15 protein-coding genes are annotated in these 14586 nt (G+C 57.4%); 4 read left to right on the forward strand and 11 right to left on the reverse strand.

The features are described 5' to 3' along the window. Window positions 1-2: 2 nt before the first annotated feature. Window positions 3-2081, reverse strand: coding sequence for an ATP-dependent DNA helicase RecG (gene recG, locus SR894_RS22130; protein WP_223288299.1), 2079 nt, complete (start codon window positions 2079-2081; stop codon window positions 3-5). Continuing rightward, window positions 2078-3007 carry a hydrogen peroxide-inducible genes activator gene (locus SR894_RS22135; RefSeq protein ID WP_133732261.1) on the reverse strand — a complete coding sequence of 310 codons (930 nt, stop codon included), beginning with the start codon at window positions 3005-3007 and terminating at the stop codon, window positions 2078-2080. The genes recG and SR894_RS22135 overlap by 4 nt, the downstream gene beginning before the upstream one ends. Before the next feature lie 168 nt (window positions 3008-3175). Here SR894_RS22135 and SR894_RS22140 point away from each other — a divergent pair, with 168 nt between their 5' ends. Next, window positions 3176-4057, forward strand: coding sequence for an SDR family oxidoreductase (locus SR894_RS22140; RefSeq protein WP_223288298.1), 882 nt, complete (start codon window positions 3176-3178; stop codon window positions 4055-4057). Here SR894_RS22140 and SR894_RS22145 read toward each other — a convergent pair. The 4 genes from SR894_RS22145 to gmk form a co-directional block, all read right to left on the reverse strand. Continuing rightward, on the reverse strand, window positions 4054-4443 hold the full coding sequence (locus tag SR894_RS22145; protein ID WP_223288297.1) for a RidA family protein: 390 nt from the start codon (window positions 4441-4443) through the stop codon (window positions 4054-4056). The two genes, SR894_RS22140 and SR894_RS22145, sit on opposite strands and share 4 nt — an antisense overlap. A 98-nt stretch (window positions 4444-4541) precedes the next feature. After that, window positions 4542-6689 carry a RelA/SpoT family protein gene (locus tag SR894_RS22150; RefSeq protein ID WP_133732264.1) on the reverse strand — a complete coding sequence of 716 codons (2148 nt, stop codon included), beginning with the start codon at window positions 6687-6689 and terminating at the stop codon, window positions 4542-4544. Between the two features lie 32 nt (window positions 6690-6721). Further along, complete coding sequence (gene rpoZ / locus SR894_RS22155; protein WP_007112267.1) at window positions 6722-6979, reverse strand: DNA-directed RNA polymerase subunit omega; 258 nt, start codon at window positions 6977-6979, stop codon at window positions 6722-6724. A 95-nt stretch (window positions 6980-7074) separates the two neighbouring features. Continuing rightward, a complete protein-coding gene (gene gmk / locus SR894_RS22160) occupies window positions 7075-7707 on the reverse strand; it encodes a guanylate kinase (RefSeq protein WP_133732265.1) in 633 nt (210 codons plus the stop codon). A gap of 148 nt (window positions 7708-7855) precedes the next feature. On the opposite strand from gmk, the gene SR894_RS22165 reads away from it, so the two are divergent. Further along, complete coding sequence (locus SR894_RS22165) at window positions 7856-8551, forward strand: extensin-like domain-containing protein (RefSeq protein ID WP_133732266.1); 696 nt, start codon at window positions 7856-7858, stop codon at window positions 8549-8551. A 15-nt stretch (window positions 8552-8566) separates the two neighbouring features. Here SR894_RS22165 and SR894_RS22170 read toward each other — a convergent pair whose 3' ends face one another. Both SR894_RS22170 and SR894_RS22175 read right to left on the reverse strand, forming a co-directional pair. Further along, the gene (locus SR894_RS22170; RefSeq protein WP_133732267.1) at window positions 8567-8818 is read right to left on the reverse strand and encodes a hypothetical protein; all 252 of its coding nucleotides are present in this window, start codon (window positions 8816-8818) and stop codon (window positions 8567-8569) included. Window positions 8819-8943: 125 nt separating this feature from the next. Next, window positions 8944-10155, reverse strand: a complete 1212-nt coding sequence (locus SR894_RS22175) for an MFS transporter (RefSeq protein ID WP_223288296.1) — start codon at window positions 10153-10155, stop codon at window positions 8944-8946. A gap of 187 nt (window positions 10156-10342) precedes the next feature. Here SR894_RS22175 and SR894_RS22180 point away from each other — a divergent pair, with 187 nt between their 5' ends. Then, entirely contained in the window at window positions 10343-10954 is a 612-nt protein-coding gene (locus tag SR894_RS22180; protein WP_223288295.1) for a DNA-3-methyladenine glycosylase family protein, read from the forward strand. Between the two features lie 61 nt (window positions 10955-11015). Next, entirely contained in the window at window positions 11016-11888 is an 873-nt protein-coding gene (locus SR894_RS22185; RefSeq protein ID WP_223288294.1) for an urea carboxylase-associated family protein, read from the forward strand. Window positions 11889-11896: 8 nt separating this feature from the next. On the opposite strand, the gene SR894_RS22190 is transcribed toward SR894_RS22185, so the two are convergent. The 3 genes from SR894_RS22190 to SR894_RS22200 form a co-directional block, all read right to left on the reverse strand. Beyond that, entirely contained in the window at window positions 11897-12772 is an 876-nt protein-coding gene (locus SR894_RS22190; protein WP_223288293.1) for a pirin family protein, read from the reverse strand. 112 nt (window positions 12773-12884) lie between these two features. After that, window positions 12885-13925, reverse strand: a complete 1041-nt coding sequence (locus SR894_RS22195; RefSeq protein ID WP_223288292.1) for a zinc-dependent alcohol dehydrogenase family protein — start codon at window positions 13923-13925, stop codon at window positions 12885-12887. A 61-nt stretch (window positions 13926-13986) separates the two neighbouring features. After that, on the reverse strand, window positions 13987-14562 hold the full coding sequence (locus SR894_RS22200) for a histidine phosphatase family protein (protein ID WP_223288291.1): 576 nt from the start codon (window positions 14560-14562) through the stop codon (window positions 13987-13989). Between the last annotated feature and the right edge of the window lie 24 nt (window positions 14563-14586).

The following is a 14586-nucleotide window of genomic DNA, read 5'->3' on the forward strand; positions in this document are numbered from 1 at the left end:
AGTCACACCTGCCCATAGCGCCCTGCTGCTTCGCCTAACCAGCGGCGCACCAGGACAGCGGTGACGCCGGAGTTGCCCTGCAGCGTTTGGGCCATGGCCGTTACTCGCTCTAGCAGGTCGGCATCGCGCTCAAGGTCAGCAATTTTCATCTGCGCCAGGCCGGTTTGGCGGGTGCCGAGCACTTCACCGGGGCCGCGAATTTCCAGATCTTTCTCGGCGATGCGGAATCCGTCGGTGGTTTCGCGCATGACTGCCAAGCGCTGGCGGGAGCTTTTCGACAGCGGCGGATGGTAAAGCAGCACACAGAAGCTTTCCGTGCTGCCGCGCCCTACCCGGCCGCGCAGTTGGTGCAGTTGGGAAAGCCCTAGGCGCTCGGGGTTTTCGATAATCATCAGGCTGGCGTTGGGTACGTCCACTCCCACCTCGATCACCGTGGTGGCCACCAATAGGTCTAGCTCGCCCGCTTTGAAGGCGGTCATGACTTCGGCTTTCTCGCTCGATTTCATGCGCCCGTGAACCAAGCCCACCGCCAGCTCGGGCAGCGCGATGGTGAGTTCATCGCGGGTAACCTCGGCAGCTTGGCACTGCAGCACCTCGGACTCATCAATCAGCGTGCACACCCAGTACGCCTGACGGCCTTCGCTGCAGGCCAGCCGAATGCGCTCAACCACTTCAGGGCGGCGTTCGTCGGGCACTACCACGGTTTTGACTGGCGTGCGGCCGGGGGGCAGCTCGTCGATCACCGAGACATCGAGATCCGCGTAGGCACTCATGGCCAGGGTGCGGGGAATCGGCGTAGCGGTCATGATCAACTGGTGCGGGGTTAGCCCGCCCGCCTCGCCTTTCTCGCGCAGCGCTAAGCGCTGATGCACGCCAAAGCGATGCTGCTCGTCAATGATCGCCAGCCCTAAACACTGGAAGTGCACGTCGTCCTGAAAAAGTGCGTGGGTGCCCACCACCATCCGCGCACGCCCGTCGGCAATCGCCGCTTTGGCATCTAGCCGCGCCTTGCCTTTAAGCTTGCCCGCCAGCCACGCCACTTCGATCCCCAGGGGCTCAAACCAGGCTTTAAACGAGCGGTAGTGCTGCTCAGCGAGGATCTCTGTGGGCGCCATAATTGCCGCCTGGCAGTTGCCCGCCAGGGCGCTCAGTGCGGCCATGGCGGCAACCACGGTTTTTCCCGATCCCACATCGCCCTGGATCAACCGCAGCATCGGCGCCGGTCGGCTTAAATCGTGGCCTATCTCTTCCAGCACGCGGCGCTGTGCGCCGGTTAAGGCAAAGGGCAGTTGGGCCAAAAAGCGCGCCTGCAGGCTGCGCCCGGAGGGTAGCGTCGGTGCGCCATCCGCCTGAATACGCAGGCGCACTTCGCGCAGGCTTAATTGGTGGGCGAGCAGCTCCTCCAGCGCTAGCCGCCGAGTGGCCGGGTGCTGGCCGCTGGTCAACTGCTCTATATTCACATCGGGAGGCGGCTGGTGCAGCAAGTGCAGGCTGGCGTGTAGGCCCGGCAGTTGGAAGCGCGTGAGAAGTGCATCGGGTATCACATCGGGCAAGGCCTCGGGGGCGTCGTCCAGTAAACCAAGCGCCTGCTGCGCCAGGGCGCGTAGCCGCGGCTGGTTCAAGCCTTCGGTGGTGGGGTAAATCGGCGTGAAGTACTCTTCCACCGGGGTCTCACTACCGCCGCTGAGCCGGTATTCCGGGTGATAGATCTCTAAACCGGTCGCCCCGGCCCGCGCTTCGCCAAAAGCCCGCACCGTGGCGCCAGGACGCATCTGTTGCTGCTGGGCCGGTGAGAAGTGAAAAAAGCGCAGGCTCAAAATACCGCTAGCATCACGCAGGCGCACCAACAGGCTGCGGCGGCGCCCTTTGACCACGTCGCAGGCGGTCACTTCGCCCTCAATCACCGCCTCCTGCCCCGCGCGCAGCAGGCCAATCGGTGTCAGTCGCGTGCGATCCTGATAGCGTAGCGGCAGGTGAAACAGCAGATCGCTCACCCGCTCGATCCCTAACCGGCCAAGCTTTAGCGCCAGCGCTTCGCCAACGCCCTTCAGCGCGGTGATGGGCGCGGAAAGATCACTCATGGGGCGCTTTTCACGGCTTTAGTCGGTTGGCGGCAGTGGCTAATTGCCTGAATCAGCGCCTCAATAGCTTTGGGACGGGGGAAGCTCGCCCGCCAGGCGATCGCCACGGTGCGGGAGGGCGCTGGGTCAACAAAGGGTCGGCTCGCCAGCATGGCATTTTCATACTGGTCGGTGCCCAGAGCCGACTGCGGCAACACAGTGATACCTAATCGAGAGGCCACCATATGGCGAATGGTTTCCAGCGACCCGCCTTCGGCAATCAGCGTATTGTTGGGGCTGTTGAGCTTTTGGGTAATCGCCGGGCAGGCTTCCAGAATTTGATCGCGGAAGCAGTGGCCTTCGCCAAGCAGCAGCAGGCGCTCTTCGAGTAAGTCCTCTTTATTGATCGCCTCCCGCTCGACCCAAGGGTGATTGGCGGGGATGAGCACTTCAAAGGCTTCGTCGTAGATCGGCTTGGTCACTACATCGGTTTCGGTAAACGGCAACGCGACAATAATCACATCCAGCTCGCCGCTTCTAAGCTTGGCGCGCAGCGTACCGGTCATGCCCTCTTCAATATACAGCGGCATTTGCGGGGCCGCGTTCGCCAGGGCAGGCACTAAATGGGGAAACAGATAGGGCCCAATGGTGTAAATCGCCCCAATGCGCAGCGGGTTGGCCAACTGATCTTTACCCGCACTGGCGAGCTCAAAAATCAGGCTGCTCTGCTCTAGCACACGCTGGGCCTGGGCGACGATTTTTTCACCCAGCGGGGTGACCTGTACGGTGGACTTGGAACGCTCAAACAGCGGCGTTTCGAGCTCTTCTTCCAGCTTTTTCACCGCCACCGAGAGCGTGGGCTGTGAAACATGGCAGCGTTCTGCCGCGCGACCAAAATGACGCTCTTGGGCAAGGGTTACGATATAGCGAAGTTCTGTTAAAGTCATAGCGGTGCCAGTGGCATCCTCTCGTAGCAGCGTGTGACTAACAAAGTGACAGTCAGCGGGATGGAAAAGGACAAGCAAGCTCTGCAGTTGGTCTTCTCATCCGACAATCTCATATTTGGTAGAGACTTTGCATCTAATAGGGAATATTAATCAAGAGGAGTGAGCACGGTGAAGCTAACCGTACTGATTATCGGCTGTGGCGATATAGGGATCAACCTTGGGCGCGAACTGCTTGAGGAAGGACACCAGGTGATTGGCTTACGTCGCAACGTGGAAGCCTTAAAAGGCACCGGCATTAAACCGCTGAAGCTGGATTTAAACGATCTTGAAGAAGCCGGCCCCAAAAGCCTGCCCCAGGCTGACTATGTGGTGTATACCGTCAGCGCTGACCGTTTCGAAGAGAGCGCCTATCAAAGCGCCTACCCTGAAGGCTTAAAGCGAGTGCTGAGTGTATTAGAACAGCATAAAACGCCGCCGCGCCGGGTATTTTTTGTCTCGTCGACCAGCGTGCATGGGCAACAGGAAGGCGAAGTCGTTAACGAAGAGACGCCTCCCGATTCGACGAGCTTCTCTGGCACGCTGATGTGTGAAGCCGAACAGGCGCTGATTAATCATTCGCTGCCCGGTACGGTGATTCGTTTTTCCGGCATTTACGGCCCAGGTCGTGACCGGCTGATTCATCAGGTCGCCGAAGGCCGTGTGGCTGCGATCACTCCGGTGGTGTACTCCAACCGCATTCACCGCGGCGACTGCACCGGCATTATCGCGCACCTGATTCGCTATCAGGAGAGCGGTGAGACGCTGGCAGATATCTACCTGGGTAGCGACTGTGAGCCCGTTACCATGCACAACGTCATGATGTGGCTGGCCGAGCAGCTTAAAGTCGAAGCCACCGAGACTATGCAGTCCCCTTTACGTCGGCGAACGAGCAAACGCTGCGATAACCAGCGCCTATTGAGCACTGGTTACCAGTTCCGCTTCCCCAGCTACCGCGAAGGCTATGCACAGGTACTTAAAGAGGGCGGCTTTTTAGAACTAAATAAAGCCTAGTCACCGATGACCATCACCGCTTCCGCTTCCACCTGGCTGCCTTTGGGCAGCGCTTTGACGCCAACGGCGGCGCGGGCGGGGAAAGGAGCGGTGAAGAACTCCTCCATGACTTGGTTCACAATGGCAAAGTTATCCAAGTCCACCAGGTAGAGATTCAGTTTCACAATATCACTTAGCGAGCCCGCCGCTTCTTCACACACTGCTTTCAGGTTGGTGAAGACTTGGCGTGCCTGGGCTTCGAAATCCTCAGACACAATCACCATGGTCGCTGGATCCAGCGGGATCTGGCCAGAGAGATAAACCGTGTTGCCTGCTTTAATGGCCTGGGAGTAAGGGCCAATAGCCGCGGGGGCTTTGCTGGTGTTGATAACAGCCTTATTGCTCATACGTTGTTTCGCTCCTGTAGTGGGTAACGCTTAATTATTTGATGCTAAAAAAATAGCGATCGCTGCCGATTTTTATCAGCCTATTGTTATAGACGGTGTTAGTTAGCGAGTCGGGTGATTTTGCCAACGTTGGGAAGGTTACGGATGCGTTTAATGATGCGTGCTAAGTGCACACGTCCTTTCACCGACAGGATCAGATTGACGGTGGAAAGGTGGGCATCACGCTCTTCAATGCCAATCCGCTCAATGTTGGCATCGGCATCGGTGACCAGTCCGGCAAGCTCTGCGACTAATCCGCGGCGGCTCTCAATTTCGATACGCAGCGCGACTGGGAAATCTTCATCGATGGTGTCCGACCACTCCAGTGCAAAGAGCTTGTCGGGGTCGTTTTTATCGGCAAAGTTCTTATCAACAACGTTTTTACACTCTGCACGATGCACCACCAAGCCTTTGCCAGTGGAAAGGTGACCGACCACCGGGTCGCCCGGTAGCGGATGGCAGCAGCGGGCAAAGTTAATCACCATACCTTCGCTGCCGCTGATCATAACGGCTTTGCTACCTTCAACGCCTGCGGGATGCTCATAAGTATCATCCCCGTGGGCGGCATCCACCAGGCGGCGAGCCACCACGTGGGTCATGCGATTGCCCAGCCCTAGCGACTCCAACAGCGACTCTTCGGAAGTAACATCCAGCTCTTTAAATGCCCGCTTGAGAACACTCTCATCCAGCTCTTCCAGACTGGTATCGAACGGTGCCAGCGCTTTATTGAGTAACCGCCGCCCCAGCATGACCGCTTCGGTCTGCTGCTGATGTTTAAGCGCATGTCGAATAGCCGAACGCGCCTTTGCTGTGGTCACAAAGTTAAGCCAGGCAAGATTCGGCTTCGCGCCGGGAGCGGTGATGATCTCCAGCGTTTGGCCACTCTCTAAGCGCGTCGAGAGCGGTGCCAAATGGCGATCAATTCTACAAGCGATGCAGTTATTGCCGATATCCGTATGTACGGAGTAGGCGAAGTCGATCACGGTGGCGCCCTGAGGAAGCTCCATAATGTCGCCTTTGGGCGTGAACACATAGACATCGTCAGGAAAAAGGTCGTTCTTAACGTGTTCGATAAACTCCAGCGAGTCGCCGGCGTGGCGCTGCATCTCCAGCAGGCCTTTCACCCATGCGCGGGCTCGGGCATGGCTGCCCTCGGCAATCGGGTGCGATGTCTGCCCCGCTTTGTAAAGCCAGTGAGCCGCAATACCGTTATTGGCCATGGCCTCCATTTCACGGGTGCGTATCTGCACTTCAATGGGCATACCCCGTGAGCCAAACAGGGTGGTATGCAGACTCTGGTAACCGTTGGCCTTGGGGATCGCAATATAGTCTTTAAAACGCCCCGGCACTGGCTTATAAAAGTTATGCACCACGCCTAGAATGCGGTAACAGCTGGCCACATCTTCGGTAATGATGCGAAAACCAAACACGTCCATAATTTCGGCGAAGGGCTTACGCTGGTCGCGCATCTTTTTATAGATCGACAGCAGATGCTTTTGGCGCCCAATTACCGTGCCGTTAAGATCATCTTCATCCAGACTCTTTTGCAACGACGACTGGATTTCGCGCATCGCGCTGCGCCGATGCCCCCGCGCATTGGCCACCGCACGCTTGATGCGCTCCGCGCGCATGGGGTGAATCGCTTGAAAGGAGAGATCCTCAAGCTCGATACGAATGGTATTAATACCCAGCCGTCCAGCAATGCGCGCGTAAATTTCCAACGTTTCACGGGCAATGCGGCGCTTCTTATCCGGTCGCAGGGCGCCCAGGGTGCGCATGTTATGCAGTCGATCTGCCAGCTTGACGATAATGACGCGAATATCTCGCGACATCGCCAGCACCATCTTCTGGAAGTTTTCCGCTTGAGCGACAGCTTTGTCTTCAAAGGTGATTTGGGTAAGTTTGGATACCCCGTCCACCAGTTCTGCCACCGGTTTACCAAACTGGGCCTCAAGGGCTTTTTTGGAAACGCCGGTGTCTTCAATAACGTCGTGCAGCATGGCAGCCATCAGGCTTTGATGATCCATGTGCATATTGGCAAGAATATTCGCCACCGCAAGCGGGTGGGTGACGTAAGGCTCGCCTGAACGCCGCCGCTGGCCGTCGTGGGCCTGCTCAGCGTAGTAAAAGGCACGTTTGACCTGCTGGATTTCATCCGAGGGTAAATAGCCGCCGAGTCTATCGGCCAGGTCATCAATGGTGAACATCTACCGCGCCTCTATCGGTTTCGTTGAAAACGTTAGTCGTCGATATGAGTAGGCGCCATTGCCGGGCGCGGACGAACTGCGGCTTCAACGGGCTCGTCCAGTACGGTGTGATCAACCAAGCCTGCGGCAATTTCACGCAGCGCCATTACCGTAGGCTTGTCATTTTCCCAGGGCAGCAGGGCATCGCGGGAGCCGCGCGCCAGCTGACGAGCACGCTGGGTGGAAATCATCACCAGCTTGAAACGGTTTTCAACATTTTCAAGACAATCTTCAACGGTTACGCGAGCCATGGGAGCCTTCCTGTTATGACGGAACCGGGCCGACACCGTTTTAAAGTTGAAAAACGGCGTCGACCCAGCGAAAAAAAGATGTAGAACCGAATAGATTACTCGACCGTAGGCGCCTGTGACAAGAGCGCAGCCAACAGCGGCGCGTGGCGCTCGGTCATTACCGGGCGACTTAAGCGACGGCTGATTACCAGTGATTGTAACTCCTGCAGCGCCGTGGTGAAGTCATCGTTAACGACGAGGTAATCATATTCGTGGTAATGGGACATTTCACTCACCGCATCGCGCATGCGCCGGGCAATCACCGCATGCTCGTCGGTGCCTCGGCTAGCGAGGCGCCGTTCAAGTTCGTTGCGCGAAGGCGGTAGTATAAAAATCGACACCGCATCAGGCATTTGTTCGCGTACCTGCTGGGCGCCCTGCCAGTCGATTTCCAGAATGACGTCCTGCCCCGCTGCCAGCAATACCTCTACCGCCTGGCGCGAGGTGCCGTAGTAATTATCAAATACTTTGGCATACTCATAGAACTCCCCCCGGGTGATCATCGCTTCAAACTCGGCCACATCGGTGAAATGATAATTGACGCCATCCACCTCACCCTCGCGCTTGGCACGCGTAGTGTGCGACACCGATACTTGAATTCCATCCAGGCTTTCGATTAGCTCGCGCACCAAGCTAGTCTTGCCAGCACCCGATGGGGCAGAAACGATAAACAGCGTACCTTGGGACATGAAGTACTTTCCCTTCAGTTAGCGAAAATAAGTAGCGGAACAAGTAGCAAAATAAGTAGAGCGACTGCAGCAGAGCAGCAAGGCTGCGCAGTATCGCACACCCAGCGCGACGACTGTAGCGTTGGCAGTGATGTACAGGGAGGTAAGCATGCGCAGTACGCTATTTATTTTAGTCTTGATTGCCCTGGGCGTAGCCCTGCAAAAAGGCCTTATAGAGATTCCTCGCCACTGGGCGCCTTGGGCACCGCTACATATTGACGATCCCATTACGCCGGTCACTCAACTGAAGCTAAGCCGCTTGGCGGATGACCGCAATGGTTGTTTAGCCGCATTAGATACCCTCCCTGAAGGCGAGCTGCGCTACACACCATTGGCCGATTACGCCCCCACGGCGAACTGCCCGCTTGCCAATATCGTACGCATGCAGTCTAGCGGCGTCGCGTTCAATCAGAGTTTCGTGGCCTCCTGCCCGATGGCATTGGCGTGGGTCATGTATGAACGCCACGCGTTACAGCCTGCCGCCGAGGAGATTATGGGCAGCCGGGTGAGTCAGGTTAACCACGTGGGTAGCTTTGCCTGCCGTAACGTTTACGGTCGTGAAACCGGCAGGCGCAGCGAACACGCCACCGCTGAAGCGCTGGATGTAGTGGGATTTCAGTTTGAGAACGGCCAGCGCATCACGCTAATTAATGGCTGGGATGATGAAGGCGAGGTAGGTGAGTTTTTACGCGCGGCGCGGGATGGCGCCTGCCATACCTTCGGTAATGTATTGGGGCCGGATTACAACGCCGCGCATGCGGATCACTTTCATATGGGCATGCGCGGATTTAGGCTGTGTCGCTAAGAGATCAACCATTGCTTATTCGAGGTTGATGTCATCTTCATCCGTAGCGGCACCGGTGGCAGCACCAACGCCACCGCCGATAACGGCGCCTTGAACGACGCTACCACCGGTTATGGCTGCGGCACCCGCGCCGACGGCAGCACCGACCCCCGCGCCGCTAGTAGCGCGCTCGCCAGTGGAAGTACCGCAGCCCGCCAAGCCAATGGTTAACGCCACCACCGCGCCGAGGGTCAATATACGTGTCGAATTCAATACCTGAATGTGCATGGTCATCTCCTTATGGGTTACTACTCTTACACAGTAGAGAGAATTCGACTTTTTAGCCATGTTAATTATCACTGTTCGATAACTAGCCAACTGGCCAATCAATCACGATGCAACGTTAGCCAACGCTAGGCTCGCTGGGCCACGGTGCCGTAGGTGCGCTTTTCCAACCAACGCCCTGCAGCAAAAATCACCAAACCACAGAGTGCCAATCCCGCACCGACCAAGCCCGTGCTCGACCAGCTAAAGCCAGCGCTGATGGCCAGGCCAGCAAGCCACGCCCCTAAGGCATTGGCACCGTTAAAGGCCGCGTGGTTCAGTGAGGCCGCCATGGTTTGGGCATCCTCTGCCACATCCATTAAGCGGGTTTGTAAAGAAGGCGCCAGCGCCATGCTGGTACCCACCAAGCCAACAAACAGCAGCCCCGTCCAAACGTTATTCGCCGCAAAGTAAAACAGCCCCTGGATCACGCCACACCAAAGCAGGATGGTGGGTATGGCGCGCATCAGGTTTTTATCCGCCATGCGCCCGCCAATTAAATTACCGGCAATAGAGCCCAGGCCAAAAATGACCAGCACCAGTGGCCCCAGTGCTTCGCTCATACCCGCCTGCTGGGTTAACGTCGGCATCACATAGCTAAAAATTGCGAACATGCCGCCGCAGCCGATGCAGGCAAGCGCCAGGGTGACCAACACCCGCTGCTTAAGCAGCGCGGACAGTTCACGCACCGGGCTTGCCAGGGTATCGACGGGCTGAACCGGCACATAAAGCCGAATCAACAGGGCGGTGAGCAGCGCAATACCGCCGACACCTGCAAAGGCGATCTGCCAGCCAAAAAGGTTACCCGCCCAGGTACCCAGCGGTGCACCGATCAAAATCGCCACCGTTAAGCCCATCATCACCCGGGAAATAGCCCGCGCCCGTTGGTCTATCGGCACGGCTCCCGCCGCCACCAGCGCAGCGATGCCAAAATAGGCCCCATGGGGCAAGCCCGCCAGAAAACGCAGGCCGACGAATGACCAGAACCCCGGCGCCATGGCACTGGCAATGTTGCCCACCGCAAAGACCAGCATCAGAATGATTAACAGTGGCCGCCTAGGCACCCGCGCGGCCAGTGCCGAAATCAGCGGTGCGCCGACCACCACGCCCAGGGCGTAGCTGCTGATTGCGTAACCCACTTGCGGCACCGTTACCGCTAAATCTCCCGCCACGCGATTCATCAGGCCCATAATGACAAACTCGCTGGTGCCTATCCCAAAGCCACCCAGCGCCAACACAAATTCTGCCAAGCGCGGGTTACGCGCCAGCCCTTGAGACGACGATGCTGTCGAATCCTGCATGTTTGACTCCTAGGGATACCACCCCGTTGGTATCACGATGGCGCAAATGATCGCAGGATTAGACGAAAGTAGAAACATACTGCGTATAAAAAGTTAGCGGGCGAATGGGCTCATCCAAATGGGTTTAATCCCATTAGTGTCCTAGCTTTGTTAGTGTACTTTTTATTTCTCAATACCCGAGACGTCCATGAACCTAGATACCATCGAGCACGCCATGGCAGCACTTGCCAAGGCCGATCCGGATATAGCCCGCGCCCTGCCGCTAGTGGGGGCTCCCCCGCCTCGTGAGCGCGACAAAGGCTTTGCGACGTTCTTCTCCACCATCGTTAGCCAACAGCTATCCACCGAAGCGGCCCGAGCGATTATGGGTCGCGTAAATACATTGTTGCCCGAGCTGCACGCCAAGGCAGTGATGGAGGTAGAGGGGCAAGCGCTGCGCGATGCAGGGCTCTCCTGGCGCAAGATCGAGTACGCCAAAGGGCTGGCAGAAGCAGAGTTGGCAGGCACTTTTAGCGCCGAGGGGCTTGAACAGCTAAGCGATGATGAAGCCATTGCCGCGATTACCGAGCTACGCGGCTTTGGCCGTTGGAGCGCCGAGATCTACCTGATGTTTTCGCTGAAACGCCCGGATATTTTCCCTGCCGATGATCTCGCCCTGCGGGTAGCGCTGGGCCGTTTAAAAGGCATGGACGACAAACCCACGCCCAAGCAGGCCCGCCAGTTGGTAGAACACTGGGCGCCCTGGCGCAGCGTGGGTTCGCTGTTTCTGTGGCACTACTATCGCGGCGAGCCGCTGTAGTGAATGGCCTCTTTGAGCACCAAGTGTCATCACCACCGTTATTTACAAGGAGTCACTAACAATGGCCAACCGAGCTCCAGCCTACCGCGCCAAACCAGGCTCTCCCCTTTTCGTTGACCCGGCTTTTTACAACCGGATTGCCAAAGCGACCGATCAGCGGAGGCTAATAGAAACCATAGAGGTGCCAATTCGTGATGCACGCGCCTGGAAAGTTCCAGCCGGTCACGTAATGCGCCTGTGTACTCGCCAAGGGCCTCAGGTGGGAGATTTCAATCTGTGGTCGTTGCACAACCCACGAGAACGCTTCTGGGCCTCACGCACGCGCCAGCTTCAGCGCGCTCATGTTAGCGTTCACGATCGTTTATGGTCGTCTCTTCCCTACCTTCGGCCTATGGCGACTATCACCGCCGATACCTTGGAAAACTACGGTATCGACGAGGATGGCGGTCGTGTTCACGATCTATTGGGTACCCGCTGTGACCCTTATGTGAATCATCTGCTGACCGGTGAGGATTTCGACTTCCACTGTCACTCCAACTTAACCCGGGCCGTGGCGCCCTTCGGACTCACCGAATTTGATGTCCACGATGTGCTTAACGTCTTTCAGTGCACCGGCCTTAATGAACAGGATCAGTACTTCATGAAGGCTTGCCCGGCCAAAGAAGGCGACTACCTGGAGCTATTTGCCGAGATTGACCTACTGTGTGCCCTCTCCTGCTGCCCAGGCGGCGATCTATCGGTGGATCTATGGGGCAGTGACGCCACCGATGACGACCTGTTGGCCACCTGTCACCCCATCGGCATCGAGATCTACGCCCTTGATGACGCACTGCTAGAGGGCTGGTCACCGCCGACATCACCTAACTATCGCGGCAACCATGGTGTAAGGCCGCCTGAAGAGGATTGGAACGCCAAACGCAATAATTGCTGCTGACACTGCCTTTATGCGTCGAGCCCGCCAAATTTGCCGTTCTGATAGTCCTCGACCGCCTGAACGATCTCTTCGCGGGTATTCATCACGAAGGGCCCGTGGGAATAGACCGGCTCATCGATCACCTCGCCATGGCCAAACAGCAGGCGCGCGTCGCTGTTAGCTTCGATGTCGAGGCTATCACCATCGCGATCTACTTCAATCAGATGATGGGCCTTAACGGGTTCGCCACCTACGGTGACATCGCCATCCACCACGTAGAGAAATACCTGTCGACCTGGCGCCACGGGCAGTTGCTCGTGGCTACCGGCAGGCAGCCGCAGCGTCGACATAAATACGCCGGTTAGCGTGTCGATAGGGCCAGCATTACCCTGCCACTCGCCTGAGATCAGGTTCAACTCACCACCACCCGGCAGCTTAATAGCAGGAATGGATTCTCGTTGCAGCCCTACGTAGCGCGGCTCGCTCATTTTCAAGTGCGACGGTAGGTTGACCCACAGCTGCAGAATCTCCAACGGGCCACCGTCGCGCAGAAACTCCTCTGGCGAAATTTCCGCATGCACAATGCCGCTGCCCGCAGTCATCCACTGCACGCCGCCCGCATTGATCACGCTTTGATGCTTGGCGCTATCGGCATGGGCCAATGAGCCTTCCAGTATAAAGGTGACCGTTTCAAAGCCCCGGTGTGGGTGCGGGCCAAACGGCAGGCCACGATTATTGGCCGGATAAGTCTGCGGGCCGTGGTGGTTAAGAAACAGGAATGGATCGAGCTGTTCAAGCTGCGGCCCCGGCAGCGGGCGCCGGGTAACTAAATCGCCGATATCATCGCGCTTGGCCGGGTGCTGGGCGATCACGCGACGTGCTGATTGAATAGTGTCTGATGGCATAGCTTACTCCTTATCAATACGCCCAGCGTAAAACCTCAACCCGCAGATGAGGAGCGAATAATTTGCCTCGTTTCATTGAAGGAAATTGTTATTAAACGTCTCTGCGGTTTCCTCAAAACTCGGTCACCACCGTCACCCCCGCCCCTTCGAACTTATCCATGTTCATCAGCGCCTCAATCGACTGCTCAAGATTGATGCGTTTGCCAATAAGCTTTTCAGGCGCCAGCTTTCCCGACTGGATCATCGCCAGCATGGCGTCATAACGGTGGGCCTGCATGCCGTGGCTACCCAGTATTTCAAGCTCATGGGCAATGACTTTACTCATGGGAATGGCGGGCGTGCTGTTCTCGGCCAACATCAACCCGACCTGGACATGCTTGCCACGTTTACGCAGATTACTGATGGAGTTAAAGCAGGTCGTCGGATGGCCCAGCGCATCCAGGGATACGTGAGCGCCTCCCCGGGTTATCTCCGCCACCGCTTCAACCACATTGGCTACCTTGGCAGCATTCACGGTGGCAGTGGCACCCAATTGACGGGCCAGATCTAGAGCGCCTTCAGAAATATCGATGGCCACCACGTTGGCACCGACGGCGTTGGCAATCATCACGGCAGAAAGCCCAACCCCACCGCAGCCGTGGACGGCCACCCACTGGCCTGCCGCTGTTTTGCCCTGATCCACCACTGCCCGAAAAGAGGTAACGAACCGGCAACCCAAGCTGGCCGCCGTTGCAAAGTCGAGTGTCTCTGGCAGCGCGACCAAATTCACATCGGCGTAGTGAATACCCACATACTCGGCAAAGGAGCCCCAATGCGTGAAACCGGGCTGAAACTGGCTATCGCACACCTGATGGTTGCCGGAGTGGCACTCGGGGCAAGTACCGCAACCGCCAACGAATGGAACCGTGACGCGGTCGCCAATGCGCCACTTTTTTACATCCTTACCCACGGCTTCGACCACGCCGGAAAGCTCATGCCCCGGCACATGGGGAAGTTGAATATCGGTATCATGCCCCACCCAGCCATGCCAGTCGCTGCGGCAGACTCCGTTGGCCATTACCTTCACCACAACGCCATGCGGCTCAGGGGTAGGGTCGGGCAGTTGCTGAAGGGTCGGCGGGGCGGAAAACTGCTCAAAAACAACGGCTTTCATAAAGAATTCCTAACCTATATCGTTTTTTACTTTATAAAGTCTTGCGCGGATAAGAAGCAAATTATTGGCCGCTAACGCTTAACCGCCCCACGACCTGCATCTCATCACCCGCTGGGCGCACCACAATCATTTCTCCCGAGCCCGCACCGCTACCCACCAATGCCGTGATATTTACCTGATGGGTGACTAGCAGCAAATTGCCCGGCCCCTGCCATGCGGCAATCTGCTCTTGGGCGGTTTGAGTGATTGACGTCTGATCACCGCGCCCGCGAAAGAAAGAGTCCAGCCAGGGAGTAGGCTCCACAGGCCCCAACGCCATTAACTCGGCGGTATCCAGCGCACGACACCAGCTTGATGAGTAAACCGCCGCAATGGGAATATCCCGCGCACGAAACGCACGCCCAGCGGCTTGCGCCTGAGCGCGACCAGCCGCAGAGAGATTGCGCTGAGTCTCGCAACTGCCACGCTCAAACCCGGGCGGGTCACCAATGCCAGGGGCCAGGGAGTGGCGCATGAGAATCACTAAACCGCCCTCCTGTAGCGCCCGCCAGGTTGCCTCGTTTGCCTGGGCAGTGGTCGAGAATATGCTCGACATAGCGAGCAGCAGGGCTAACGTGAGGTAGCGTAGGGTTGGCATGGGGAGGCGTCCGCTAATCACTAT

Source organism: Vreelandella neptunia, from assembly GCF_034479615.1.
Classification (GTDB): domain Bacteria; phylum Pseudomonadota; class Gammaproteobacteria; order Pseudomonadales; family Halomonadaceae; genus Vreelandella; species Vreelandella neptunia.